We start from the raw sequence: 25589 nt of genomic DNA on the forward strand, positions 1-25589 counted from the left end.
GCGGCCATCGGCGGCGAGGTCGAAGTCGCCGAGGTGGCCTGATCGTCCGCTCCGGCTACTCCTCAGCTCAGCAGGGTGGCCATCCAGGACTCGATGGCGTCGGCGGTGCGGGGGAGGGCACTCGACATCAGGTGGGCGCCGTCCTGCGTGATGACGAGGTCGTCCTCGATGCGGATGCCGAGACCGCGCAGTTCGGTGGGGAGGGTTTCGTCGTCGGGCTGGAGGTAGAGGCCGGGCTCGACGGTGAGGACCATGCCTTCCTCCAGGGTGCCGTCGAGGTAGCGGTCGGCGCGGGACTTGGCGCAGTCGTGGTAGTCGAGGCCGAGCATGTGGCCGCTGCCGCAGAGGGTGTAGCGGCGGTAGAGGCCGTTGTCCTCGGCGAGGGCCTGTTCGGCGGGGATGCGCAGGACGCCCCAGTCGGCGAGGCCTTCGGCGATGACCCGCATGGCGGCGCGGTGGAAGTCGCGGAAGCGGGCGCCGGGGCGCAGGGCGGCGATGCCGGCGCTCTGGGCGGCGAGGACGAGGTCGTAGGCCTGGCGCTGGACGGGGGTGAAGGTTCCGGAGAGCGGGAGGGTGCGGGTGATGTCGGCGGCGTAGAGGGTGTCGGTTTCGACGCCGGCGTCCAGCAGGAGCAGGGAGTTCGGGTCGAGGGCGCCGTCGTTGCGGATCCAGTGCAGGACGCAGGCGTGGGCGCCGGAGGCGGCGATGGTGGTGTAGGCGGTGCCGTTGCCCTCGGCGCGGGCGCGCAGGTCGAAGACGCCCTCGATCCAGCGTTCGCCGCGGTGGTGGCGCAGTGCGGTGGGCAGGGCGCGGACGACGTCCTCGAAGCCGGTGACGGTGTGGTCGACGGCGAGTTGCAGCTGCTCGACCTCCCAGGTGTCCTTGACCAGGCGCAACTCGGAGAGGACGGCGGCGAGTTCGCCGTCCGAGGCGGTGCCGGCACCGGGCCGTCCGGTGGCTTCGTCCACCCGCGCGTCGGTGCCGGCCAGGACGCGGGTGGGCGGCTGCGGGCCGGAGAGCAGCGTGTCGAGGTCGTCGAGGTGTTCGGTGCGCACCCCGGTGAGCCGGGCGGCCTCGGCGAGGTCGGGGCGGGAGCCGACCCAGAACTCGCCGTAGCGGCGGTCGCGGTAGAACTCGCCGCCGTCGCGCGGGGAGCGGGGGCGCAGGTAGAGGACGGGTTCGTGGCCTTCGGGGCCGGCCGGTTCGAGGACGAGGACGTGGTCGGCCTGGTCCTCGCCGGTGAGTCCGGTGAGCCAGACGTACGCGCTGTGCGGGCGGAAGCGGTGGTCCAGGTCGTTGCAGCGGACCTTGAGCCGGCCGGCCGGGACGATCAGCCGTTCGCCGGGGAAGGCGGCGGAGAGGCGGGCGCGGCGGCCGGGGAAGTGGTGGTGGCCGGGGACGCGCAGGTCGGCGGGGAGGGGGGTGGCGGCCCACTGGGTGCCCATGAAGGCGGCGAGGGCGGGGGAGACCGGGAGGTCGTGACTCCCGGTGTTGAGGCCGGTCGGGGGCGTGGTCACCGGTGAACTCCTAGGCGGGGCTGGGGAGATGTGCGGCACGGTCGTGGGCACGGACACAGCTCGGTAACGGGTGGCGTCACCTCTTGTGCAGTGCAATTTCACATTACTATGTTACGGGTCACACAGCGGAGCGGCCGGATCAGGCCCCCCACAGCGGAGTTGCAACATGACCAGGCGCACCCACGCCGCCCTCGCGGCGGCCCTCGCGGCGACCCTCACCCTCGGCCTCGGGGCCTGCAAGAACGACAAGAGCGACAGCGGCGGCAGCACCACGGCCGGCAGCACCCAGGCCCCGGGCGCCGCGTCCGGATCCATCGTCGGCGGCACCCCGGTCAAGGGCGGCACCCTGACCGTGCTGTCCAACCAGGACTTCGCCCACCTCGACCCGGCCCGCAACTGGACCATGCCGAACATGGACTTCGGCATCCGGCTGCTCTACCGCACCCTGGTCACCTTCAAGGCCGAACCCGGTGCCGCCGGCAGCGAGATCGTCCCCGACCTCGCCACCGACCTCGGCCGCTCCTCGGACGGCGGGAAGACCTGGGCCTTCACCCTCAAGGACGGCGTCAAGTACGAGGACGGCACGGCGATCAAGTCCGCCGACATCAAGTACAACGTCGAGCGCTCCTTCGCCCCGGACCTCACCGGCGGCCCCGACTACGCCCAGCAGTACCTGGCGGGCGGCGAGAACTACAAGGGCCCGCTGACCGGCGAGCACCTGGCCGGCGTCGAGACCCCGGACGACAAGACGATCGTCTTCCACCTCAAGCGTCCGGTCGCCGAGTTCTCGTACACCGCGACCCTGCCGACCTTCGCGCCCGTGCCGCAGTCCCAGGACAAGGGCACCCAGTACGACCTGCGGCCGTTCTCCTCCGGCCCGTACAAGATCGAGACCTACGACCGCGGCAAGCAGCTGGTGCTCGTCCGCAACGCCGCTTGGGACCAGTCCACCGACCCGGTCCGCAAGGCCTACCCGGACAAGATCGTGGTCACCCAGGGCCTCAAGGGCGGCCAGGTCGACGACCGGATCATCGCGAGCGAGGGCGCGGACGCCTCCACCGTCGAGTGGATGGGCCTGCGCCCGGAGTCGATCGCCAAGGTGCTGCCCAAGCCGGACGTGAAGAACCGGCTGATCGCCGAGCAGCAGGGCTGCACCGACATGCTCTACCCCAACACCTCCAAGGCGCCCTTCGACGACCCGAAGGTCCGCGAGGCGCTGCTGTACGCGGTGGACCGCGACGCGCAGGTGACCGCCAACGGCGGCCCGGCGATGGCCGACCCGGCCACCTCCTACCTGCCGCCCGCGCTGACCGGCGGAACCAAGGTCGACAGCCTGAAGATCCCCGCCACCGGCGACGTCGAGAAGGCCAAGCAGCTGCTCAAGGACGCCGGCAAGACCGACCTGAAAGTCTCGCTGACCGTCTCCTCCGGCGACAAGACCCGGGCCGAGGCGCTGCAGCAGTCGCTGGCCAAGGTCGGCATCCAGGTCACCATCACCACCGCCGACCCGTCCGTCTACTACGACACCATCGGCGACACCAAGAACGCGCCCGACCTGGCCATCCTCGGCTGGTGTCCGGACTACCCCTCGGGCGCCACCTTCCTGCCGATGGTCTTCGACGGCCGCACCATCAAGGAGAAGGGCAACCAGGGCAACGTCGAGCAGTTCCGCGACCAGGCCACCTCGGACCGGATCGACCAGATCAGCGCGATGACCGACGTCACCGAGGCCAACAAGGCGTGGCTGCAGCTCAACGACGACCTGCTGAAGAAGGCGCCGACCGTGCCGCTGATCTGGCAGCGCCGCCCGCTGCTGGCCGGGACGAACATCGCCGGCGCCTTCGGCCACCCGGTGTGGACCGGTCAGTGGGACTTCGCCACGATCGGCCTCAAGGACCCCTCCAAGAGCCAGGGCTGAGGGACCGTCCGATGAGTACCACCACCCCCTCGGGCGCCGAAGGCCGCGCCGGCGCCGAGCGAGGAGTCACAGTCGAGGCGGCCCCCGCCTCGGCCGCCGGTCCCACCGGGAGGGGGCCCTGGCGGCTGGTCTGGGACCAGCTCTGGGCCAAGGGCGCGGCCCGGTTCGGCCTGGTCACCGTCGCGCTGCTGGTCCTGCTGGCCGCGCTGGCGGGCCCGCTGAGCGACCTCGGCGGCTGGACCCCCGAGGAGTTCGACAAGCGCGCGGTGGACCCGTACCTCGGCGGCCTGCCGATCGGCGACTTCGGCGGGGTCGGCACCCGGCACTGGCTGGGCGTCGAACCCGCCACCGGGCGCGACCTGTTCGCCCGGGTCCTGCACGGCGGCCAGGTCTCCCTGCTGATCGCCTTCACCGCGACCGCCGTCGTCGTGGTCGTCGGCACCCTGGCGGGCATCGCGGCCGGCTACTTCGGCGGCCGCGCCGACGCCGTGCTCTCCCGGCTGATGGACCTCACCATGTCCTTCCCGTCCCTGATCTTCATGATCTCGATGATGTCGGTGGCCAAGGACGTCAACCGGGTCGTCCTGATGACCCTGGTGATCGGCCTGTTCGGCTGGCCCGGCATCGCCCGGGTGGTGCGCGGCCAGACCCTCTCGCTCAAGCACCGCGAGTACGTCGAGGCCGCCAAGGTCGGCGGCGCCCGCTCCTGGCGGATCCTCACCAGGGAGATCCTGCCGAACGTCTCCGGCCCGATCATCGCCTACACCACGCTGCTGGTCCCCGGCATGATCGCCACCGAGGCCGCGCTCAGCTACCTCGGCGTCGGCGTCCGTCCGCCGACCCCGTCCTGGGGGCAGATGATCGCCGAGAGCATCAGCTTCTACGAGACCGACCCGACGTACTTCCTGATCCCGACGGCCTTCCTGTTCCTCGCCGTGCTCGCCTTCACCCTGCTCGGCGACGCGCTGCGCGACATCCTCGACCCCAGAGGAGGCCGGTCGTGATCCTCTACCTCTGCCGCCGGCTGCTCGCCGCGGCCGGCATCCTGCTCGCCGTCTGCGCGATCACCTTCACCATCTTCTACCTGCTGCCCTCCGACCCCGCCGTGGCCGCCTGCGGCAAGACCTGCAGCCTCGAGCGGATCGCCGAGGTCAAGGTGGCGATGGGCCTGGACAAGCCGGTCTGGGAACAGTTCCTCAGCTACCTCACCGGCATCTTCGCCGGGCGTGACTACGGCAGCGGGCCGAGCGCCACCCACTGCGGCTTCCCCTGCCTCGGGTACTCCTACGAGTACTCGCTGCCGGTCTGGAACCTGCTCACCGACCGGCTGCCGGTCTCCGTCTCGCTGGCCGTCGGCGCCTCCGTGCTCTGGCTGGTCCTCGGCCTCGGCGCGGGCGTCACCTCGGCGCTGCGCAAGGGCAGCACGACCGACCGGACGCTGATGGTGCTCTCGGTGGGCGCCGCCTCGCTGCCGGTCTACTTCACCTCGATCATGCTGATCTGGGGCGTCGTCAGGACGGCCGGACTGCTGCCCTACCCGGCGTACCACGCGTTCACCGACAACCCCTTCGCGTGGGCCTCCAACCTGCTGCTGCCGTGGATCGCCCTGGCCCTGCTGTACGCGGCCATGTACGCCCGGCAGAGCCGCAACTCGATGATCGAGGCGATGGCCGAGCCGTACATCCGCACCGCCCGGGCCAAGGGCCTGCCGCCGCGGACGGTCACCGTCAAGCACGGGCTGCGCTCCGGGATGACGCCGATCCTGACCATCTTCGGGATGGACCTCGGCGGACTGCTGGCCGGCGCCGTCATCACCGAGTCGATCTTCGGCCTGCCCGGGGTCGGACGGCTCTTCTACGACGCGCTGGTCCGCTCCGACCAGCCCGTCATCCTCGGCGTCACCCTGCTCGCGGCCGCCTTCATCGTCGCCGCGAACCTGCTGGTCGACCTGCTCTACGCCTATGTCGACCCGAGAGTGAGGTACTGATGGCTCCGCTACTGGAGGTCGAGGACCTCAAGGTCGCCTTCGACACCCCGCGCGGCACGGTCCGGGCGGTGGACGGCATCTCGTTCAGCGTCGAGGCCGGGCGCACGCTCGGCCTGGTCGGCGAGTCCGGCAGCGGCAAGTCCGTCACCTCGCTCGCCGTCATGGGGCTGCACCGCGGCGCCGCCGTCACCGGCTCGATCCGGCTGCACGGACAGGAGTTGAACGGGCTCGGCGAGAAGGAACTGGGCACCGTCCGGGGCCGCCGGGCGGCGATGATCTTCCAGGACCCGCTGTCCAGCCTGCACCCCTTCTACACCGTCGGCGAGCAGATCGCCGAGCACTACCGGGTGCACTTCAAGGCCAACCGCAAGGCGGGCCGGGCCCGCGCGCTGGAGATGCTGGCCGAGGTCGGCATCCCGGAGCCGGCCCGCCGGATCGACGAGTACCCGCACCAGTTCTCCGGCGGCATGCGCCAGCGCGTCATGATCGCCATGGCGCTCGCCTGCGAGCCCGACCTGCTGATCGCCGACGAGCCCACCACGGCCCTCGACGTCACCGTCCAGGCGCAGATCCTCGACCTGATCGCCCGGATCCAGCAGGAGCGCGGCCTCGGCGTCGTGATGATCACCCACGACCTCGGCGTGGTCGCCCGGGTCGCCCACGAGGTGCTGGTCATGTACGGCGGCCGGGCCGCCGAACAGGCCCCGGTGGACCGGCTGTTCGCGCAGCCCGCGCACCCGTACACCCGCGGCCTGCTGGACTCGCTGCCGCGCCTGGACGACACCGACGACGCCCCGCTGCGGGCCATCCCCGGCAGCCCGCCGTCGCTGATCGCCCCCGCCCCCGGCTGCTCCTTCGCCCCGCGCTGCGCCCGCACCACCGCCGCGTCCGCCGAGGAGCACGCCCGCTGCCTGGCCGAGCGCCCCGTGCTCGGCCCGCTCGCCGCCGGCCACCAGGCCGCCTGCCACCTGCCGCTGGTGCCGGAAGGGGTGCTGTGATGGCCGAACCGACCGGGCAGGCCGAACACCTGCTGACCGAACCGGCCGTGCGGGCCGTGCGGGCCGAACCCTTGTTGTCCGTACGGGACCTGGTGAAGACCTTCCCCGGCCGGCGCAGCCGCACCGGGCGGCCCGGGGCGCCGATCCGGGCGGTGGACGGGGTCAGCTTCGACGTCGGTGCGGGGGAGACCCTGGGCCTGGTCGGCGAGTCCGGCTGCGGCAAGTCCACCACCGGCCGGATGATCGTCCGGCTGCTCGACCCGACCTCGGGCACCGTCACCTTCGACGGCACCGAGATCGGCGGGCTCTCCCAGGCTCGGCTGCGCCCGCACCGGCGGGACCTGCAGATGGTCTTCCAGGACCCGTACTCCTCGCTCAACCCCCGGCAGACGGTGGCCCGGATCATCTCCGAACCGCTGCTGGTCCAGGGCGAGAGCGCGGCGGCGGCGCGCAAGCGGGCCGCCGAGCTGATGGAGCTGGTCGGGCTGATCCCCGAGCACCTGGACCGCTACCCGCACGAGTTCTCCGGCGGTCAGGCGCAGCGCATCGGCATCGCCCGCTCGCTGGCCACCTCGCCGCGCCTGGTCATCGCCGACGAGCCGGTCTCCGCGCTGGACGTGTCCATCCAGGCCCAGGTGGTCAACCTGATGGAACGGCTCCAGCGGGAGCTCGGGCTGGCGTACGTGTTCATCGCGCACGACCTCTCGGTCGTCAAGCGGGTCTGCGACCGGGTCGCGGTGATGTACCTGGGCCGGATCGTGGAGATCGGCGACAAGGCCGAGGTGTACGGCAGCCCGGCGCACCCGTACACCAGGGCGCTGCTGTCCGCCGTGCCGCTGCCGGACCCGCAGGCGGAGCGGACCCGGGAGCGGATCGTGCTGCTCGGCGACCCGCCGAGCCCGGCCGCCCCGCCGCCCGGGTGCAGCTTCCACCCGCGCTGCCCGAAGGCGCAGGACCTGTGCCGTACCGAGCGGCCGCTGCTGCGGATCGCCGGGCCGGGCAGCCGGCAGGCGGCCTGCCACTTCCCGGAGACACCGGGAAGCTGAGAGACCCCCGGTCGGGCGTGGCGGGGAACCTTACGAGGGCCGCGTCCGACCGGGTTCCAACCTTTTCGCCGGGGTGGTCACTCCTCCGGCAGCAGCAGTCGCGGGCCGGGGCCCTCGGCGGCCAGTTCGTCGCCGGGGTTGAGCACCCGGCAGCGGCGCAGCGACACGCAGCCGCAGCCGATGCAGCCGGTCAGCTCGCCCTCCAGCCGTTCCAGCTCGATCCGGCGGGCGCGCAGCTGCTCGGCCCAGCGCAGCGAGATGCGCTCCCAGTCGTGCTTGCCGGGCATCCGGTCCTCCGGGAGGCCGGTGAAGACCTCGGCGACCTCGGAGAGCGGGATGCCGAGCCGTTTGGCGACCAGGATGAGGGAGATCCGGCGCAGCACGTGCCGGCGGTAGCGGCGCTGGTTGCCGGCCGACCGCTCGGAGGAGATCAGCCCCTGGTCCTCGTAGAAGCGCACCGCCGAGGTGGCGATCCCGGCCCGTCGGGCCACCTCGCCGACGCTCAGCAGATCGACCGGCGCGGTGCTCATGGCGGCTCCTCGGCTTCTCCCTGACTTCAAGTTCTGTTGAAGTCCCAGCGTACCGGACGTGACCGGATCAACGCTGGTCAGCCGATTGCCGGACCGGCTGGGCGCCACACGTGAGCAGGCCCCGGATCCCCTTCGTCAGGGGATCCGGGGCCTGCTCACGACCGCCTCAGGAGGCCGGGCCCACCCGGACGGTGGTGATCCGCCCGCCCTGGGACTCCCGGACGACCTCGATCTTCGTGTTGGTGTCCGGCACCTTCACCGTCAGCTGCGGCGTCGCCGGGTCGGCGTACACCCCGCTGTGGTCGTTGAAGACCGGGACGGCCGGCTCGGCCGGGATCCGCACCGCGACCCCGCCCTTGTGCAGGGTGAACGGCGTGGTCGGCTTGAGCGAGAACGGTGCGTCGAAGGTCTGCGCCCGCCCGTTGACCAGCGTCCCGTCGGTGAAGCGGATCGGCGTCGGGTGGGCGTCGATCGGCAGGATCAGCCCGCCGCCGGGGTGGTCCTTGGTGTTGTTGTCGCCGTACGAGGTGTCCCAGAGCCAGAGCAGGACGCCTTCCTGGTACGGGTAGTTGTCGACCACGTTGGCCTTGCCCGCGACGCCGCCGTAGCCGAAGTTGTACGGGCCGGTCTTCAGGAACGCCCCGTAGCCGGTGTAGCGGCGGTTCTCGGCGAGGTACGCGCGCGGGTGCTGCTTGACGGCGGTGCGGCCGGTGATGACGGTGAAGCCGCTGGCGGTCCACCCGTTGAGCCCGTTCTCCGCGCCGTCGGCGAAGAGTTCGGTGCCGCCGGCGGTCGCCCGTACGGCGTCCACCAGCACGCCGCGGCCGTGGGTGTTGCCGTCCGAGGTCGCGTGGATGCGCAGCCGGACCTGTTGGCCGAGGTAGCCGTCCAGCGGGATGTGCAGCTTTCGGTAGGTGCCGGAACTTCCGCTCAGGCCGGGGGTGTTGGCGCTGGTGTTGCCGATCGGCGCGCCGTCGACGGTGCCGCCCAGGGCGGTCCAGTGCTTGCCCTGGTCGGTGGAGGCCTCGACGGTCAGGAAGTCGTAGTCCTGCTCGGTGTCGTACCAGGCGGCGGCGTCCAGCGCGGCCGGCCCGGTGGCGGTGCGCAGGTCGACGTCCCGGGCCAGGGAGTTGTCGAGGTTGTCGCCGGTGTCGCTCCACCATTGCTTGGCGCCCTCGTACGGGTCGGCGAGGTCGGTGCTGGTGGTGCCGTCCGGCAGGTGCACCAGGACGGCCTGCGCCTGGTCGGTGTTGTAGCTGCTCACCCCGAGGGCGTGGCTGGAGCGGGTCGCGGCCTGTGCCTCGTCGTAGTTGAGCCAGCCGAACTGCAGCTTGCTCCAGGCGTCGAGGTCGCCCGGGTAGCCGCCGGTGGTGTTGGGGCCCTTGCCCAGGTACGAGCCGGAGGACATCAGCGACCAGAAGTTGACGCTGTTGTCGCCGCCGGTGGTGCTGTACAGGTCGGGCAGGCCGAGGTTGTGGCCGTACTCGTGGGCGAACAGGCCGACGCCGCTGTTCTCGCCGCCCTGGACGTAGTCGTAGACGTAGAGGCCGGTGTCGCCGACGGGCGCGCCGCCGATCTTGTCGCCCTCCGGGCCGGTCTGCCCGGTCGCGTCCGGGAAGGCCCAACTGCGGTGCGCCCACAGCGCGTCGGCGCCCTGGGCACCGCCGCCCCAGGTCTCGTCCACGCCGGCGTGCACGACGATGACGTTGTCCAGGTAGCCGTCGGGCTGGTTGAACTCGCCGTTCTTGTCGTGGTCGTAGCGGTCGTAGACGTCGTACTGGGCGAGCTGCGCCTTGATGTCGGCCACCGGGCGGCCCTTGGCGATCTCGCCGTCGTACCAGGCCTTCACGGCGTCCCGGACGAACTCCTGGGCCTGGGTCCAGGCGCCGGAGCCCTGTGGGCCCTTGTTGCTGCCGTAGCGGGCCTCGTTGTACGGGACGGTGACCCAGTCGCTGACGGTGCCCTCGACGTCGTAGCGGCCGGAGGACTGGGTGCGGTAGTAGTTGCGCATCGATACTGCGCCGGGTGTGTCGTCAAAGAACATCTTCTGGTAGTAAGAGCGGTCGAAGTCCGCCGACCAGAGCGTGTGGTTGTCGTCCTTGCCCGGCTGGGGGATCTGGTTGTGGCGCGGGCCGGGTGTGCCGCCGTAGCGGGGCTGGCCGTTCCACTGGGTGGTGTCGTCCACCTCGTCGCCGAACTGGGCGAGGATCACGAAGACCTTGTCCGTGCGCTGGTGTGCCAGTTGGACGTAGTCGTTGCCGATCTTCACCTTCGCGGGGGCCCGCTTGTCGGCGGTCTTGGCGACGGCGCCCTTGTTGAGCTGCTCCAGGGCCTTGCTGCGGAGCGACTGGCGCTCGCGCTCCTGCGGGACGAGCGGGGCGGGCGGGGCCTCGGCGCCCTGCTCGGCGGGGTCCGCCGCCGCGGCGACGGTGACGGGGGTCGGGGGTGCGGCCTGGGCGGGGGTGCCCAGCAGGGTGGCCGCTATCGCGCTCGTGGTGAGCGCGGCTGCGAGGGCCGCGGACAGTCTGCGCAACTGACCGGTCCTTTCCGGGGGATGAGGGTGCTTCGGGCATGGGTGGGTCGGTGAAGCGCAGGTAATATTTCACATGTCACGGGTCACGTGGAAGAGGTTCGGGGCAAGCGAAGGGGCGCCGCACCGGCGTGCGACGCCCCGTCCCGGCTCCTCCGTCAGCCGGTGGTGTACTCCACCGCCACGCTGACCACCACCAGCCCGCCGTACACCGCGGCGAGGGCGGTCCGTCCGGTCGCATGCAGCGCGAGCGCGGCCGAGCCGAGGACGACCAGCTTGAGCACGATCTCCGCGGCGAGCGGCAGCCGGAACCTGGGCCCGCCCGCGGCCAGGAACAGGCCCCAGATGCCGGCCGCCAGGGCCGGGGCGCCGAGCCCCAGCAGCAGCCGGGTGCCGAGGCTGGAGCCGGTCTTGAAGCCCCAGTAGCAGAGCGCCGCCAGCATGGCGAGTTCCAGTCCGAACGCGAGCCCGCCGTTGACCGCGGTCAACGGCGTCCACTGTCGCTGCCCGACCGGGCCGGGTCTTTCGATCCTCATCCGTCCGCGCTCCCCGTGCGTCGTGCCGCCCGGGCCGGGCGGCGATCACGCGGAGTGTCGCAGTCCGGCCCGGGCCGTGCAATGGAGCGGGGGCGACCGTTCAGCCCAAGGCGTCTCGGAGGAAGGCGAGTTCGGCCTGGGCCAGCTGCTCGTTCATGCCGTCCGGGGTCATGTGGGTGACGCCGGGCAGCGGCAGTACGGCGTGCGGGCGGCCGGCCTCGGTGAGCGCCTGGGAGAGCAGCAAGGTGTGCGCGGGGTGGACGTTGTCGTCGGCCAGCCCGTGGATCAGCAGCAGCGGCCTGGTCAGCCCGGGCGCGTCGGTGAGCAGGCAGTCGCCGGCGTAGCCCTCCGGGTTGTCCTGCGGCAGGCCGAGGTAGCGCTCGGTGTACGCGGTGTCGTACAGCCGGAAGTCGGTGGGCGGGGCGCCCGCGCAGGCGGCGTGGAAGACGTCGGGGCGGCGCAGCACGGCGAGGGCGGCGAAGTAGCCGCCGTACGACCAGCCGCGCACGCCGACCCGGCGGAGGTCGAGGTCCGGGTGGTGCGCGGCGAGCGCGTGCAGGGCGTCGACCTGGTCGTCCAGGGCGGCCCGGGAGAAGCGGCGGAAGATCGCCCGGGTGAAGTCCGGGGAGACGAAGGGGGTGCCGCGGTTGTCGGTGGTGACGACGGTGAAGCCCTGGTCGGCCCACCACTGGCGGAGCTGCCAGCGGCGCGGCTCGGTGGCCACGGCCTGGTAGCCGGGCCCGCCGTAGACGTCCAGCAGGACGGGCAGCCGCCGGCCGGGGACGTGATCGCGCGGGTAGACCACGGCGCTCGGCAGTTCGCGGTCGGTGACCCGGGCGAACTGCGGGCGGACCGGGTACGGCAGGGCGGCGGAGAGGTCGGTGAGCGGAAGTTCGGGGCCGTCCCGGCCGTCGGCCCCGCGGGTGGTGCGGCGGACGGTCCGGCGGATTCCGCCGGGGCCGGCCGCGATGAGCAGCAGGGTGTCGGCGGCGGCGAGGGCGGAGTGGACGCCCGGGCCGGTGGTGAGCGGTTCGGGGGCGCCGCCGTCCGGGTCGACCAGGTGGACGTGCTGGTCGGCCGGGTCGCCCTGGCCGGTCTCGCAGAGCAGCCGGCCGTGCAGCCGTCCGACGACCCGGCGGATCTGCAGGCCGGTGGTGTCCAGCGGCTTGCCGTCGAGCGCGAGGCCGCGGGCCTGCGGTGTGTCGTAGGCGGTGAGCAGCCGGCCGCCGGGCAGCCTGGCGGGGGTGCCGGGCAGGTCGTCCACCCAGAACTCGTCGGTGGTGCGGGAGAGTTCGCGGGTCAGGCCGGTGGCCGGGTCGGCGCTGAGCAGCAGCACGTTCTGCTGCAGGCGGTCGGCGACGGTGAGCAGCACCTCGTGGTCGGAGGCCCAGGAGGCGGCGCAGAGGTACGGGTGGGCGTCGGCGTCCCAGTGCAGCCGGGTGCGGCTGCCGTCGAGGCCGAGCACCCAGAGCTGGACGTCCGCGTTGGGGCCGCCGGCCTGCGGGTAGGCGAAGTCCTCGGGTGCCTCGCCGGGGTGGGCCGGGTCGGCGAAGTGGCGTCGGGGGAGGGCGGATTCGTCGACCCGGGCGGCCAGCAGCGCGCCGCCGTCCGGGCGCCACCAGTGGCCGCGGGCGCGGCCGAGTTCCTCGGCGGCGGCGAACTCGGCGACGCCCCAGCGGGCGCCGTCGGCGGGGGAGAGCGGGTCGAGGCCGGGGGTGACGTACAGGGCGGTGCCGTGCCCGGCTTCCTCGGTGACGTAGGCGACGCGCTGTCCGGTGGCGTCCGGGCGGGGGTCGAACGCGGGCCCGGCGACGGGGAGTTCGTCGCTGCTGCCGGTGGTGGTGTCGGTGCGGAACAGCCGGCCGTCGAGGGTGAAGACGGCGACCGCGAGGTCGGCGGTGGCGGCGTAGCTGCCGATTCCGGCGGCTACCAGCCGGGTGCGTTCGCGCAGCCGGCGCTCGACGGCGGGCAGGTCGTCGCGGCGGCCGCTGCGGCCGGGCAGCAGTGCGGCGGGGTCGGCGACCAGGCGTTCCTCGCCGGTGGCGGTGTCGAGCAGGTGCAGGCGGTCGACCGGGTCCTCGGAACCGGTCGAGCGGAGCAGCAGCAGCCGGGTACCGTCCTCGGCGAGGGTGTACGCGCGCGGCGCCCCGTAGGTGAACCGGCCGGTGCGGGCGCTGAGGGCAAGGAAGGCGTCGGTGATGGTCACGGCCCGATCGTGGTCGCGCGGTGCGGGCCTCGACCAGTATTCTACCATGTGAAATGTCACACACCATGTCATTGCGTTGGGGGAGGACGTCGTGCGGGAAGACAGAGCGGGTGGGGAGCGAGTGCCTGAGGAAAGGGCGCTTGAGGCCGTCGTGCGGGAGGACGGCGTGATCGAGGACCTGTGGACGGCCGAACCGCCGGCCCCGCTGCCCGCCGCCGACGGGCTGTTCAGCGTGTCACCGGAGGCCGCCCACCTGAACCACGGCTCCTTCGGCGCGGTGCCCGTCCCCGTACAGCGGGCGCAGGAACGGCTGCGCGCCGAGCACGAGCTGGACCCGGACGGCTTCTTCGCCGACCTCCCGGCCCGGATCGCCGCCGCCCGGGCCCTGATCGCCGCCGAACTCGGCACCGACCCGGACCGGCTCGCCCTGCTCACCAACGTCACCGAGGCCACCGCGATCGCCCTGGACAGCATCCCGCTCGCCCCAGGTGACCGGATCCTGGTCACCGACCACGGCTACGGCGCGGTGACCCAGGCCGTCGCCCGCAAGGCCGCCGAGACCGGCGCCGAGCTGGTGGTGGCCGCGCTGCCGCTGGACGCACCGGACGAGCACGCCGTCCGCGAGGCGGTGCTCGCCGCCGTGGACGCGCGCACCACCGTCGCCGTCCTCGACCAGCTCACCTCGCCCACCGCCCGTCTGGTGGCCGGCCCGGCCCTGCTCGCCGAGCTGCGCGCCCGCGGCGTGACCACCGTGGTGGACGGCGCCCACGCCCCCGGCATGCTGCCCGCCCCGGCCGAGCCCGACGCCGACTTCTGGTTCGGCAACCTGCACAAGTGGGCCTTCGCCCCGCGCGCCACCGGCGTGCTCGCCGTCCGTTCCGAGTGGACGGGGCGGGTGCGCCCGCTCGCGCTGTCCTGGGAACACGACAAGGGCTTCCCCGGCAACGTCGAGTGGCGCGGCACCTGCGACTACACGCCCTGGTTGGCCGCCCCGGCCGGCTTCGGGCTGCTGCGCGAACTCGGCCCGGCGGCGGTCGCGGGCCACAACGCCGCGCTCGCCGCGTACGGCCAGCGGGTGCTGGCCGAGCGGGCGGGCCTGCCGCCGCTGCCCGCGACGCCCGGGGTGTGGATGCGGGCCGTGCGGCTGCCGGCCGGCCGGTGCGAGGTCGAGGCGGAGGCGAAGGCGCTGATGGCCGAGGTGTGGCGGCGGCTCCGCACCCGGATCGCCGTCCGCCCGTGGGCCGGCGGCGGGGTGTTGCGGGTCAGCGCCCAGCTCTACAACCGGCCGGGGGAGTACGAGCGGCTGGCGGACGGGCTGGCGGAACTGCTGAAGTGAGGCGGCCGGCGGAGGGACGGTGAGGCGGCCCGCGGAGGGGCCGGCTCGCCGGCCCGCGGAGGAGCTACTGCGGCCCCGCCCGTAACTCCGCGAGCAGCCGGTTCCGGTCGGCGAGCAGCCCGGTGAGGATCCGCCGGGCCGCCCGCAGCAGGTCGGCCACGTCCCCGCCGGCCAGCGCGTAGACCACCGTGCCGCCCTCCCGGGTGGCGGTGACGATGCCGGACCGGCGCAGCACCGCGAGCTGCTGGGACAGGCTGGAGGGTTCGACCTCCAGCTCGGCGAGCAGGCCGCGGACGGGCGTCGGCCCGGCCTGGAGCAGTTCCAGCACCCGGATCCGGACGGGATGGCCGAGCATCCGGAAGAACTCTGCCTTGACCTGGTAGAGCTCCCCCAGCCGCTGGCCGGGAGGTGTCCCCGACGTCACGAGGCCCCCCTTCCTGGTGTCGGTCCGGGGTCAGATCTCCAGCGAGCCCTCGATCTGCTTGAGCCGGTGGCGGGCCATCGCGAGGTTGGCCCGGCTGCGGTTGAGCGCCAGGAAGAGGAAGAGGCCGCGTCCGGCGTGCGTCGTGAGCGGCCGGACCATGTGGTACTGGCTGGTCAGGCTGATCAGGATGTCCTCGATCTCGTTGTCGTGCAGGTTGAGCGCCTCCATCGCCCGCATCTTGGCGCGGACCACGTCGGTGTTCCCGGCCGCGGCGACGTTGAGGTCCAGCTCGCCCCCGTCGCCGAGGCTGCCGAGGGCCATGCCGCTGCCGTAGTCGACCAGGGCGACGCCGATCGCGCCCTCGATCGCCATGGCCTCCTTGAGGGCCGTCTCCAGGTTCGCCATCGTGGCTGTCCTCCCGTGTGTCGGTGGCTGCGTGGTGCAGTGCCGTCGAAGGTAGGGAGGCCGGACGGTGTTCCACCGGCAATGACCGAAGACGTTCGAAGTCAGTCCGTCCGTGATCACTTGAAGACATTTGCAACTATGGACCTGAGAGAGAACTGATCCCGAGGTGCAGAAAAACGGTGCTATCGATGTCAGTCCTCCCGGGTAACCTCTCGCTGAGATGCGAGATCACACCAATCACACCCGGACGGCGATGAACACCCCCGATCCAGAGCCCCAGGACGACCGGGAGCTCAGCCCCGCCGAGGCGTACGCGGCCAGCCGTCGCCGGGCCAAGGAGCAGGCCACCGCCCTGTACGGCTTCCAGCAGCTGTACGACTTCCCGCTGGACGACTTCCAGCTGGAGGCCTGCGAGACGCTGGAGGCCGGATCCGGCGTCCTGGTCGCCGCCCCCACCGGCTCCGGGAAGACCATCGTCGGCGAGTTCGCCGTGCACCTGGCCCTGGCCGCCGGCCGCAAGTGCTTCTACACCACGCCGATCAAGGCGCTGTCCAACCAGAAGTACGGAGACCTGGTCAAGCGCTACGGCGCCGCCAAGGTCGGCCTGCTCACCGGCGACAACACCGTCAACGGCGACGCCCCCGTGGTGGTCATGACCACCGAGGTGCTGCGCAACATGCTCTACGCCGGCTCCAGCACCCTCAACGGGCTCGGCTACGTCGTCATGGACGAGGTGCACTACCTCGCCGACCGCTTCCGCGGCGCCGTCTGGGAGGAGGTCATCATCCACCTCCCCGAGTCGGTCACCCTCGTCTCGCTCTCCGCGACCGTCTCCAACGCCGAGGAGTTCGGCGACTGGCTGGACACCGTGCGCGGCGGCACCAAGGTGATCGTCTCCGAGACCCGCCCGGTGCCGCTGTGGCAGCACGTCATGGCCGGCAACCGGATGTACGACCTGTTCGCCGACCCCGACCGCGACGGCCGCCCCAAGAACAACCTGAAGAACCCCGGCAAGGCCGTCAACCCCGAGCTGGTCCGGCTCGCCCGCTCCGAACTCGACCGCAACCCCCGCGACCGCTTCGGCCGCGGCCGGGGCCGCTCGATGCCCAACGGCCGCCCCGGCAAGGTCTGGACGCCGGGCCGGGTCGACGTCATCGACCGGCTCGACGCCGAGGGCCTGCTGCCCGCGATCACCTTCATCTTCAGCCGGGCCGGCTGCGAGGCCGCCGTCCAGCAGTGCCTCAGCTCCGGGCTGCGGCTCAACAAGGACTCCGAGCGCGCCCAGGTCCGCGCCATCGTCGAGGAGCGCTGCGCCGACATCCCCGACGAGGACCTGCACGTCCTCGGCTACTTCGAGTGGTTGGACGGGCTGGAGCGCGGCATCGCCGCCCACCACGCCGGGATGCTGCCCCGGTTCAAGGAGGTCGTCGAGGAGCTCTTCGTGAAGGGCCTGGTCAAGGCCGTCTTCGCGACCGAGACTCTGGCGCTCGGCATCAACATGCCCGCTCGCTCGGTGGTCATGGAGAAGCTCGTCAAGTGGAACGGCGAGATGCACGCCGACATCACCCCCGGCGAGTACACCCAGCTCACCGGCCGGGCCGGGCGCCGCGGCATCGACGTCGAGGGCCACGCCGTGGTGCTCTGGCAGCGCGGGCTCGACCCTGAGGCGCTGGCCGGTCTGGCCGGCACCCGCACCTACCCGCTGAAGTCCTCGTTCCGGCCCTCCTACAACATGGCCGTCAACCTGGTCTCCCAGTTCGGCCGGCACCGCTCGCGCGAACTGCTGGAGACCTCCTTCGCCCAGTTCCAGGCGGACCGCTCGGTCGTCGGCATCGCCCGCCAGGTGCAGCGCAACGAGGAGGGCCTGGAGGGCTACCGCGAGTCGATGACCTGCCACCTCGGCGACTTCGACGAGTACATGTCCTTGCGGCGGCAGCTCAAGGACCGGGAGAACGAGCTCGCCCGCGAGGGCAGCAGCCAGCGCCGCGCGGCCGCCGTCGAATCCATCGAGCAGCTCAAGCCGGGCGACGTCATCCACGTCCCCACGGGCAAGTTCGCCGGCCTCGCCCTGGTCCTCGACCCGGGCCTGCCGCCGGTCCACCGCTCCGGCCGCGGCGGCCCGCGCCACCCCGATTTCCAGGACGGCCCGCGCCCGGTGGTGCTCACCGCCGAACGCCAGGTCAAGCGGCTCGCCATGATCGACTTCCCGCACCCGGTCGTCGCGATCGAGCGGGTGCGCATCCCCAAGTCCTTCAACCCGCGCAGCCCGCAGTCCCGCCGCGACCTCGCCTCCGCGCTGCGCACCAAGGCCGGCCACCTCGAACCCGAGCGCTTCCGCCGCGGCCGCGCGGCCGCCGCCGACGACCCCGAGATCACCCGGCTGCGCACCGAACTGCGCCAACACCCCTGCCACGGCTGCTCCGACCGCGAGGACCACGCCCGCTGGGCCGAGCGCTACCACCGGCTGCACCGCGACACCGAACTGCTCGAACGCCGGATGCGCTCGCGCACCCACACCATCGCCCGCACCTTCGACCGGGTCTGCGCCCTGCTCACCGACCTCGGCTACCTGCGCGGCGACACCGTCACCGACGACGGCAAGCGCCTCGGCCGGCTCTACGGCGAACTCGACCTGCTCGCCTCCGAATGCATCCGCGAAGGCGTCTGGAACGGCCTCGCCGCCGCCGAACTCGCCGCCTGCGCCTCGGCGCTGGTGTACGAGGCCCGCCAGTCCGACGACGCCGGCGCCCCCCGCGTACCGGAAGGCGCCGCCAAGGAGGCGCTCGGCCAGATGGTCCGGATCTGGGGCCACCTCGACGCCCTGGAGGAGCAGCACCGGATCAACACCGCCGAAGGCGTCGGCCAGCGCGAGCCCGACCTCGGCTTCGCCTGGGCCGCCTACCGCTGGGCCCTCGGCCACAACCTCGACCAGGTCCTGCGCGACGCCGACATGCCCGCCGGCGACTTCGTCCGCTGGACGAAGCAACTGATCGACGTCCTCGGCCAGATCCAGGACGCCGCCGGCCAGGACGCCGAACTCCGCAAGACCGCCCGCAAGGCCGTCGACAGCCTCCGCCGCGGCATCATCGCCTACTCCTCGGTGGGCTGACCCCCGCCCACCAAGCTCGAAGGCCGGGCCCGCGCTGATTGCGCGTGCCCGGCCTTGGTGTGGTGCTGATGTTGCGGTGGGGATTCGGAAGGCCCGCGCCCCGGATGCCCTGGGGCGCGGGCCGAAGACATGAGAGCTTCGAGCGCCTGTCAGGTCAGATTTCAGGCGTCCCAGGCGCTCACGACCGGCTCGGGCCATTCCGGCTCCGTTGCCGCGAGGTCCGCGGGGAGCAGGGCAAGCAGCAGCGAACGGCCATCGGCCACGGCGCGCAAGGCAGCCTCTTGAGCTTCGTCCTTGGTATCGAACATCCCGTCGCCCACAGTCTCATTGTGAGGCGGTTGGCCGACCTCGCCGACCCACTGGGACGCGCCCGGCCACACCCGGACGTGGGTCAGCCGGGAAGGCTCCGGTAGTCCGGTGATGCCCCGGGCGGCGGCTTCCTTGATCACGTCTTCGATGGTCATGTTCGGGCTCTCCTCATCTCGGCCAGTGCAGCGTCCAGTCGCGCGGAACGGACGACGGCTGAAAGGTCGGTCGCGGTGCGGGCATAGTGCTCGGCTTCTTCCGGAGCACCTTGGCGGTAGAGCACAGTGGCCAGCTTGGCAGTGTCGATTGCCTTCGAGCGGGCCCGGTTGGACGTCTGGGAGTCGACGGCCCGTCGGAGCCGGGACACGAGATCGGAGACCGGTCTGTCCTTGACCAGGGAAAGGAGGTAGAGGGCGTGCCCGGTTTCTCCAAGCAGTTTGTGCTCGGTGAAGTACCACATCCAGCGCGGTTCGCTGCGGAGATCGGTGACGCGACTGTAGATCGACTCCGCGAGGGCGATCTGCCGCATGACCTCGGTCTCGTCGCCCTGGATGGCATAGGCCTGGGCCTTCACGGCTGCGATCATCGAGAGTGCTGACAAGGGAACGTTGCCCATCGCCCGGTCGGCGAGCGCCACGGCGTCCTTCGACCTGCGTTCGGTAATCTCCTGACGAGCGAGGCCGGTTGCGACGTGGCACAGGAGTCCGTCGTCGCCTGCCTCCTGTGCCGCCCTGATGCCGAGTCCGAAGGTGTTCCGTGAGGGCCCGCTCTGACCCGCGTCGAACGCCGCCCAAGCGGCGAGGTCCGCGAGGTTGGCGATCTGGCCGCACAAACGATCGCGGACACGTGGCCCCATTGATGCCTTGGTGAGATCGACGACGCTTCGCAGCTCGCCGAAAGCAAGGTGGCGGGTGGCCAGGCCGCCGCTGCGCCGGTCCCACTCCTCCAAGGCGAAGGTTCGCTCCGCGATGTCCTCAACGTCTTTCATCCCAAGGAAGATGGGCAAGGCATCACATCGGGAAGGATCGAGGCCAGCGAGACGGACAGGAAGTCGCGGCGCTTCGATTCACTCACCTCCTCGCGGTCTCGCCGGGTCCTCTTCGAGAACAGTCCCAGCTCTGCGTTCGTGGCCACTCCGAAGACGCCGCGTAGTGCGTCGCGGACGTCCCCCTCCGGCCAGCCGATCACGCCACGTTCTCATCGGCTGATCACGTTGGCGTCAATCGCGGACTCTCGCCCTGTCGCAGCCTTGATCCGGGCGTTCACCCGATTCGCGACTTCCCTTTGTGTCCACTCTCGCCCGAGGCGAAGCCTGCGTAGTGCGTCGTTGGTCATCTCGGACCCGTCCGTGCGGTGCCGCTGCTGGGAGTCAGACCGCCCTAGTGAAGTGCCTAGCGTCTGCCTACAGGATCGCCCTGTTCCGACCCGCAGCGCAGGCGTTTTGATGAGTCTCAGTCGCTCGGGGTGATGGATCGATCACTCCAGGCTTGCCGGAAGGGCCATGAGCGGCGCTATTCCAACCTGCCCGCTCGCAACCTGGGGGCCCGTATGTCAGTCAGTGCCAGTGCAACGCCGGCCGATCCTTCGGACGGCGTACTTGTCAGGATTCCCGAGGTTCGACCTGATGACGCCAGGTGCCTGCTGGAACTGGACTGCCGTCCGAATCCGCCAGGCCCGCTCGCAGGTTGGTGGCTACTGCGCTGACTGCCTGGTCCGCCGATGAGTTGCGTGACGTGGCCGAGCTGCTGGTCAGTGAGCTGGTCGCCAATGCGGCCAGGCACACGGGCCGCACACGGATCTCCGTCTCGGTGCACCGGCGGAAGAGCTGCGTCTGGGTGGGTGTCCGGGACTCGTCCGGTGCGTTGCCCTGCCGGTCGGAGCCGAAGCGCGAGGCCGAGTCCGGGTACGGCCTGGGTTTGGTGGAGACGCTTTCCTCTCGTTGGGGGGTGGCCTGGGCTCCGCGCGGGAAGTGGGTCTGGTTCGAGCTGACAACGGCGACTTCGTGACGGCGGAGCGGACTGCGGCAGACGGTCGTCGGCGCGGCCTGATGTGAGCCCCGTTCCGACCGACCACCGCTGGCGGCCGGGCGAGTGGTGAGCATCGCACAACCGTGAACCGAACTAGGAAACGGAGTTCACATGGAAGTGGCCCGAGGATCCTTCATCACCCTCGACGGCCTCAGCGCGAGTGGGAAGACCACCGTCGCGCCTTTGGTAGCAACCCTCCTCGGTGGTGTTCACGTCACGGACGCGACATTGCCGACGTTCCCCCGCATGCGTGCGGAGGTCGACGCCACCGGCGTCCTGTCGGCGCGGTTCCACTGGTGGATGATGGCGAACCACATCAAGTCGGAGGCGGCCCGCGCTCTCGTTGAGAGCGGCCGGACGGTGGTGGTCGAGTCCTACTTCCCGCGCACCGTGGCCACCCACCGGGCCATGGGGCACGACTGCGCTCCTGGGTACCCGAGCGGGGTCCTCATTCCGGACGTGGCGATCCTGCTGGAGGTCGACGAGCGGGTTCGCCAGGACCGCCTTCGTCGCCGGGCCGAGCTCGGGAAGCTGAGCTACTGGCACCAGCGAGAGGAGCCGAACATCGCCGAGAGTTCCCGCGTGTACTGGATGTTCGGCCTCGTCCGCGTGGACGGCACTGACCGCTCGCCGGAGGAGGTGGCCGCCGCGATTGCCGCTATCGTGCGCTCGAATGTCCAGAACCCGCACTAGGAAAGGCTAACTCCCCATGGCCGCAACTGAGTTCGAAGCGAAGCTCCTCAACGTCGAGCCGGAGAGGATCCGTGCGGTGCTGGCCCAAGTCGGGGCGGAGCACCTGGGCGACCGGGTCCAGCGCCGGTACGTCTATGACATCCCCGGTCGGCCCGGCGTATGGGTCCGCCTGCGCGACACCGGCCACAACGTCACGTTGTGCGTCAAGGAGATCCACTCCGACGCGATCGACGGCGTGACCGAGACGGAGACGGTCGTCGGCGACTTCGACACCGCGAACACGCTCCTCGGCAAGCTCGGTTACCAGCCGAAGGCGTACCAGGAGAACCGGCGGTCCTCCTGGACGCTGGGCGGCGCGGCCGTGGAGATCGACGAGTGGCCGCTGATCCCGCCGTACCTGGAGATCGAGGGGGACAGCGCCGATCACGTCCACGCGACGGCGCTCGCGCTCGGCCTCCCGCTGGGCGAGCTGACGAGCGAGAACACGACCAAGGTCTACCTCCGGTACGGGATCGACATCGAGGCGATCCCCCGGCTCACGTTCGAATGAAAGGAGGAACGCCGTGCCCGTGACTCAACGCCCGGCGGTCCGGATCGTCCGGGACAACACCATCCGCGTCAAGGTGATCGACGCCTGCGGGATGGCCTGCACGTTCTGCCACAACGAAGGCACGCCCGTGACCGCCGACAACAAGGGCCGCACGCTGCTGCCCTTCCTGTCGGGGCCCGGCCGGACCGGACGCGTGTCGATCTACAGCGAGACGAACGGTGTCGACTTCCTCTCGGCGAAGATGGCCCCGGACATGTCCTTCCGGCGGGCGGTCCGAGCGGTGGCGAGGGCCTTCGACGCGGGCGAGGTTCACCTCACCGGAGGGGAGCCCACGCTTCACGCGGAGGTGGCGTCGCTGGTCTCGGCACTCACCGGAATGGGACTGAGCGTCGGGATGACCAGCAACGGGGAGCGCGGGCGCCAGGTGATGCCGGCGTGCTCGGCGGCGGGCCTCAACCGGGTCAACGTCTCGGTCTTCGGTACCACCGCCGAGGAACTCCAGGCCGTCCAGTCCGAGCGCTTCAACTCGGCGGGCCTGGCGGACTCCAAGATCCGTGCCGCCGAGCAGACCATCCGCGCCGCCGTGTCCAACGGCGTGAAGGTGTCCGTGAACATCGTCGTTCCCGGAATGGCCCACGTCGACCGGGTCGTCAACCTGGTCGAGTCGTACGGCCAGTTCGCGGACGTGCGGATGCTCACCAGCATCGGGGACGGAGCGGAGTCGGCCGCGGCGATCGCCGAAGTGCTGGCCCGCGTCGGTGCGGAACCGGTCCTTCGGACGTTCACCGCCGGGACCTCCGACGAGCGCACCCTCTACCGGGCGCTCGGCGGCCGGGCGGTCTACGTGAAGCGGCTGCTGCCCGTACGGCTCCCCGACACCTGTGCGTCGTGCCGGTTCAACAACGACACGGACTGCGAGGAGGGCTACTACGGCATCCGTCTCTACCTCACCGAGCAGGGGGAGTACATGGTCGGCGTCTGCATCCAGCGGATGGACCTCTGTGTCCCCGTGACCGATCTGCCGGGAAGCGGGATCGTGGAGGAGGTACTCGCCTTCAAGGACGCCGAAGTCCGGCGGCTGACACACGAGTACGGCGCCGTTGCCTGACGCGAGTCCGGACGCGGGCCCGCACGTTCGTGATGAACGTGCGGGCCCCTTGGTATGCCGGGTGAGGTTCCGGCGGCGAACTGTGGAAGCCGCTGCACGGGAAGTCGGCCGGGCCGACTTCCTATGTTCGGGGGTGTTCGGAGGCGGCGGTGTCGAGGCGGCGGACCAGGGCGCGGAGGGCGCGCAGTTCGTGGTCGAGGGCTTGGGCGCCCTGGGGGGTGAGGGAGACCCAGGTGCGGGGGCGGCGGCCGACGTAGCCCTTGGTGACGGTGACCAGGCCGGAGTCCTCCAGAACCTTGAGGTGGCGGGACAGGTTGCCGTCGGTGGCGGCGAGTTGCTCCTTGAGGAAGCCGAACTCGACGCTCTCGGCCTCGCGGGCGATGGTCAGGATGCCGAGCCGGACCCGCTGGTGGACGGTGTCGTCCAGGGCCAGGGTCGGGTGCTGTTCTCCGGCTTCGTCGGCAAAGCTCATGAGTTGACCGTACGGGACGGTGCAGGGCTGCGGCGGGCCGCGGCCCACTGGGCCAGCCCGGCGGCCAGCAGGATCGTGGCCAGCAGGAGGGCCTTGGGTTGGGGGCCGTCGGTCCAGCCGCCGTCGTTCCGGTGGAGCCACGGCAGCCAGCCGCTGTCCCAGGAGGCCGCGAGGTAGGCGGTGAGCAGGGCGGTGTGGGCGAGGCCGGCGCCGGCGACGAGCGGGCTGCGTTCGGTCAGGCCGAGGACGAGCAGGCCGATGCCGATCACGTACCAGGGCGAGGCGTAGCTGTTCGCCAGCAGGGACAGTGTGAACGGCGTCCGGTCGGCGAGGAGCAGCACGAGCAGTACGGCGGTGACCAGGGCGCCGGCGCCGGCCGCGGTGGCGAGCCAGGGGGTGCGGCGCGGGACGATGCCGCGGGCCTCGCCGCGGCGTCGGTACCAGCGGGCCAGGGCCAGCCAGGCGAGGGGGAGCACCGTGAACCAGATCCCCCAGCCGAGGAAGCGGAGGATCGCCCCGTCGAATTCGTGGGTGTCGCAGGCGACGTCCGGCGCGTGGGAGACGCAGAGGCCGGTCAGTTGCGCGTACGCGAAGGCCGGGTACGAGGCGACGCTCCGTCCGTTGGCGCCGAAGTTGTAGGCCTGTCCGGCGATCGGGGCGGCTGCCAGTGAGAGCAGGCCGAAGCCCAGCAGTGGCACTCCCGCGCCGCGCAGCCGGTTGCGGGTGCGGGCCCGCAACCCTTCGGTGGCGGCCAGTAGTTCGGACGGGTCGTCGCTGTGCAGTGTGTCCATGGTCCACCTCTGGTGTGCTTGATCGTGGACTTCACTTTGCATCGCAAAGTTGATTGTGGTCAAGAGTTCACGGGAAGGCAAAGCAGAAGGCGGTCCGGGAACGCCGGAGGGGCCCGTCGCGTGCGACGGGCCCCTCCGGGGTGCGCGGGGTCAGCGGGTGGCGAGGGCTTCGATGACGCGTTCCAGGGAGGTGCCGAGGCCCCAGCGGGTGGAGAGGTGCTCCAGCGTCATCGGGTCGAGGGGTTCGCGCGGCAGCGCCGGGTCGAAGGCGGGGAGGGGGGCGTCGACGGCGACGCGGACGACCGTCGGGGCGACGTCGAGGTAGCCGGCGCCCTCGACGATGTTGCGGCGGCGGGCCGGGGTGAGCCTGGAGCCGAGGTCGAGGGCGGCGGCGCGGACGGCCGCGATGTCGCCGTACTCGTTGATCAGCTGGGCGGCGGTCTTCTCGCCGATGCCCTTGACGCCGGGCAGGCCGTCGGACGGGTCGCCGCGCAGGGCGGCCATGTCGGCGTACTGGGCGCCGCGCACGCCGTACTTCTCCAGGAGCAGGGCGTCGTCGGTGACCTGCAGGTTGCCCATGCCCTTGACCGGGTAGAGGACGGTGATCTGGCGGGCGTCGTCGACGAGTTGGAAGAGGTCGCGGTCGCCGGTGACGATCTGGACCGGGCCCTCGGCACGGGCGGTGAGGGTGCCGATGACGTCGTCGGCCTCGTAGCCGGGGGAGCCGACCCGGGCGATGCCGAGGGCGTCGAGGACCTGCTCGATCACCGGGACCTGCGGGGCGAGCGTGTCGGGCACCTCCTCCTCGCCGGCCGCAGCGGCCTCGGGAGCCTCGGCGACCCGGTGGGTCTTGTACGAGGGGACGAGGTCGACCCGCCACTGCGGGCGCCAGTCGGCGTCCATGCAGGCGACCAACTGGTCGGGCCGGTGGTCGTGGACCAGCCGGGCGATGAAGTCCAGCAGGCCGCGGACGGCGTTGACCGGCTCGCCCTGCGGCGAGCGCAGGGTGTCCGGTACGCCGTAGTAGGCCCGGAAGTACAGGCTGGCGGAGTCGAGCAGCATCAGTCGCGGTGCGGTCACGCGTCAGATCATGCCGCACC

The 25589-nt window shown here is 71.5% G+C and carries 23 protein-coding genes; 11 read left to right on the plus strand and 12 right to left on the minus strand.

Going from position 1 to position 25589, the window contains the following annotated elements; all coding sequences use genetic code 11:
* Positions 1–62: 62 nt before the first annotated feature.
* On the minus strand, positions 63–1517 hold the full coding sequence (locus BX285_RS16085) for an aminopeptidase P family protein (RefSeq protein ID WP_259470548.1): 1455 nt from the start codon (positions 1515–1517) through the stop codon (positions 63–65).
* Between the two features lie 166 nt (positions 1518–1683).
* Between BX285_RS16085 and BX285_RS16090 the strand changes: the two genes are divergently transcribed.
* The 5 genes from BX285_RS16090 to BX285_RS16110 are packed head-to-tail and all read left to right on the plus strand — an operon-like array spanning position 1684 to position 7466.
* Positions 1684–3435 (plus strand): ABC transporter substrate-binding protein, encoded by a 1752-nt coding sequence (locus BX285_RS16090; RefSeq protein WP_121175496.1) that lies wholly within the window; start codon positions 1684–1686, stop codon positions 3433–3435.
* A gap of 11 nt (positions 3436–3446) precedes the next feature.
* Positions 3447–4439, plus strand: a complete 993-nt coding sequence (locus tag BX285_RS16095; RefSeq protein WP_121175497.1) for an ABC transporter permease — start codon at positions 3447–3449, stop codon at positions 4437–4439.
* The gene (locus BX285_RS16100; protein ID WP_121175498.1) at positions 4436–5422 is read left to right on the plus strand and encodes an ABC transporter permease; all 987 of its coding nucleotides are present in this window, start codon (positions 4436–4438) and stop codon (positions 5420–5422) included. Before BX285_RS16095 ends, BX285_RS16100 begins: the two co-directional genes overlap by 4 nt.
* Positions 5422–6420 carry an ABC transporter ATP-binding protein gene (locus BX285_RS16105; RefSeq protein WP_097238615.1) on the plus strand — a complete coding sequence of 333 codons (999 nt, stop codon included), beginning with the start codon at positions 5422–5424 and terminating at the stop codon, positions 6418–6420. Before BX285_RS16100 ends, BX285_RS16105 begins: the two co-directional genes overlap by 1 nt.
* Positions 6420–7466, plus strand: coding sequence for an ABC transporter ATP-binding protein (locus BX285_RS16110; RefSeq protein WP_121175499.1), 1047 nt, complete (start codon positions 6420–6422; stop codon positions 7464–7466). Before BX285_RS16105 ends, BX285_RS16110 begins: the two co-directional genes overlap by 1 nt.
* A gap of 77 nt (positions 7467–7543) precedes the next feature.
* Here the strand turns inward: BX285_RS16110 and soxR are convergent, their stop codons facing one another.
* The 4 genes from soxR to BX285_RS16130 all read right to left on the minus strand — a co-directional run bounded on the left by soxR (position 7544) and on the right by BX285_RS16130 (position 13268).
* Positions 7544–7996, minus strand: coding sequence for a redox-sensitive transcriptional activator SoxR (soxR, locus tag BX285_RS16115; RefSeq protein WP_097238617.1), 453 nt, complete (start codon positions 7994–7996; stop codon positions 7544–7546).
* Between the two features lie 166 nt (positions 7997–8162).
* Positions 8163–10529: an immune inhibitor A domain-containing protein gene (locus BX285_RS16120; RefSeq protein WP_121175500.1), complete on the minus strand. Its 2367-nt coding sequence runs from the start codon at positions 10527–10529 to the stop codon at positions 8163–8165.
* Between the two features lie 155 nt (positions 10530–10684).
* Positions 10685–11062 (minus strand): YrdB family protein, encoded by a 378-nt coding sequence (locus tag BX285_RS16125; protein ID WP_121175501.1) that lies wholly within the window; start codon positions 11060–11062, stop codon positions 10685–10687.
* Positions 11063–11162: 100 nt separating this feature from the next.
* On the minus strand, positions 11163–13268 hold the full coding sequence (locus BX285_RS16130) for a prolyl oligopeptidase family serine peptidase (RefSeq protein WP_220783912.1): 2106 nt from the start codon (positions 13266–13268) through the stop codon (positions 11163–11165).
* A 121-nt stretch (positions 13269–13389) separates the two neighbouring features.
* Between BX285_RS16130 and BX285_RS16135 the strand changes: the two genes are divergently transcribed.
* The gene (locus BX285_RS16135; RefSeq protein WP_259470549.1) at positions 13390–14604 is read left to right on the plus strand and encodes an aminotransferase class V-fold PLP-dependent enzyme; all 1215 of its coding nucleotides are present in this window, start codon (positions 13390–13392) and stop codon (positions 14602–14604) included.
* Positions 14605–14668: 64 nt separating this feature from the next.
* Here the strand turns inward: BX285_RS16135 and BX285_RS16140 are convergent, their stop codons facing one another.
* Together BX285_RS16140 and BX285_RS16145 are read right to left on the minus strand one after the other, a co-directional pair.
* Positions 14669–15028: a helix-turn-helix transcriptional regulator gene (locus tag BX285_RS16140; RefSeq protein WP_257032865.1), complete on the minus strand. Its 360-nt coding sequence runs from the start codon at positions 15026–15028 to the stop codon at positions 14669–14671.
* Between the two features lie 30 nt (positions 15029–15058).
* On the minus strand, positions 15059–15433 hold the full coding sequence (locus BX285_RS16145) for a hypothetical protein (protein WP_097238621.1): 375 nt from the start codon (positions 15431–15433) through the stop codon (positions 15059–15061).
* Positions 15434–15686: 253 nt separating this feature from the next.
* On the opposite strand from BX285_RS16145, the gene BX285_RS16150 reads away from it, so the two are divergent.
* Entirely contained in the window at positions 15687–18542 is a 2856-nt protein-coding gene (locus BX285_RS16150; protein ID WP_097238622.1) for an RNA helicase, read from the plus strand.
* Positions 18543–18703: 161 nt separating this feature from the next.
* On the opposite strand, the gene BX285_RS16155 is transcribed toward BX285_RS16150, so the two are convergent.
* Positions 18704–19006: a hypothetical protein gene (locus BX285_RS16155; RefSeq protein WP_121175503.1), complete on the minus strand. Its 303-nt coding sequence runs from the start codon at positions 19004–19006 to the stop codon at positions 18704–18706.
* On the minus strand, positions 19003–19836 hold the full coding sequence (locus BX285_RS16160) for a hypothetical protein (protein WP_147465172.1): 834 nt from the start codon (positions 19834–19836) through the stop codon (positions 19003–19005). Before BX285_RS16160 ends, BX285_RS16155 begins: the two co-directional genes overlap by 4 nt.
* A gap of 700 nt (positions 19837–20536) precedes the next feature.
* Between BX285_RS16160 and BX285_RS38410 the strand changes: the two genes are divergently transcribed.
* The 4 genes from BX285_RS38410 to BX285_RS16180 all read left to right on the plus strand — a co-directional run bounded on the left by BX285_RS38410 (position 20537) and on the right by BX285_RS16180 (position 23226).
* Entirely contained in the window at positions 20537–20854 is a 318-nt protein-coding gene (locus BX285_RS38410; protein ID WP_259470550.1) for an ATP-binding protein, read from the plus strand.
* A gap of 132 nt (positions 20855–20986) precedes the next feature.
* Positions 20987–21568, plus strand: coding sequence for an AAA family ATPase (locus BX285_RS16170; RefSeq protein WP_121175505.1), 582 nt, complete (start codon positions 20987–20989; stop codon positions 21566–21568).
* A gap of 16 nt (positions 21569–21584) precedes the next feature.
* Positions 21585–22118 carry a class IV adenylate cyclase gene (locus BX285_RS16175; protein ID WP_121175506.1) on the plus strand — a complete coding sequence of 178 codons (534 nt, stop codon included), beginning with the start codon at positions 21585–21587 and terminating at the stop codon, positions 22116–22118.
* 13 nt (positions 22119–22131) lie between these two features.
* Positions 22132–23226, plus strand: a complete 1095-nt coding sequence (locus tag BX285_RS16180; protein ID WP_310794215.1) for a radical SAM protein — start codon at positions 22132–22134, stop codon at positions 23224–23226.
* A gap of 121 nt (positions 23227–23347) precedes the next feature.
* On the opposite strand, the gene BX285_RS16185 is transcribed toward BX285_RS16180, so the two are convergent.
* The 3 genes from BX285_RS16185 to BX285_RS16195 all read right to left on the minus strand — a co-directional run bounded on the left by BX285_RS16185 (position 23348) and on the right by BX285_RS16195 (position 25551).
* Positions 23348–23698, minus strand: a complete 351-nt coding sequence (locus tag BX285_RS16185; protein ID WP_121177559.1) for a transcriptional regulator — start codon at positions 23696–23698, stop codon at positions 23348–23350.
* On the minus strand, positions 23695–24489 hold the full coding sequence (locus BX285_RS16190) for a hypothetical protein (protein ID WP_121175507.1): 795 nt from the start codon (positions 24487–24489) through the stop codon (positions 23695–23697). The genes BX285_RS16185 and BX285_RS16190 overlap by 4 nt, the downstream gene beginning before the upstream one ends.
* A gap of 150 nt (positions 24490–24639) precedes the next feature.
* The gene (locus BX285_RS16195; protein ID WP_121177562.1) at positions 24640–25551 is read right to left on the minus strand and encodes a 5'-3' exonuclease; all 912 of its coding nucleotides are present in this window, start codon (positions 25549–25551) and stop codon (positions 24640–24642) included.
* Positions 25552–25589 lie beyond the last annotated feature (38 nt).

Origin of the sequence: Streptomyces sp. 1114.5 (genome assembly GCF_003635085.1) — a bacterium.
GTDB lineage: Bacteria > Actinomycetota > Actinomycetes > Streptomycetales > Streptomycetaceae > Kitasatospora.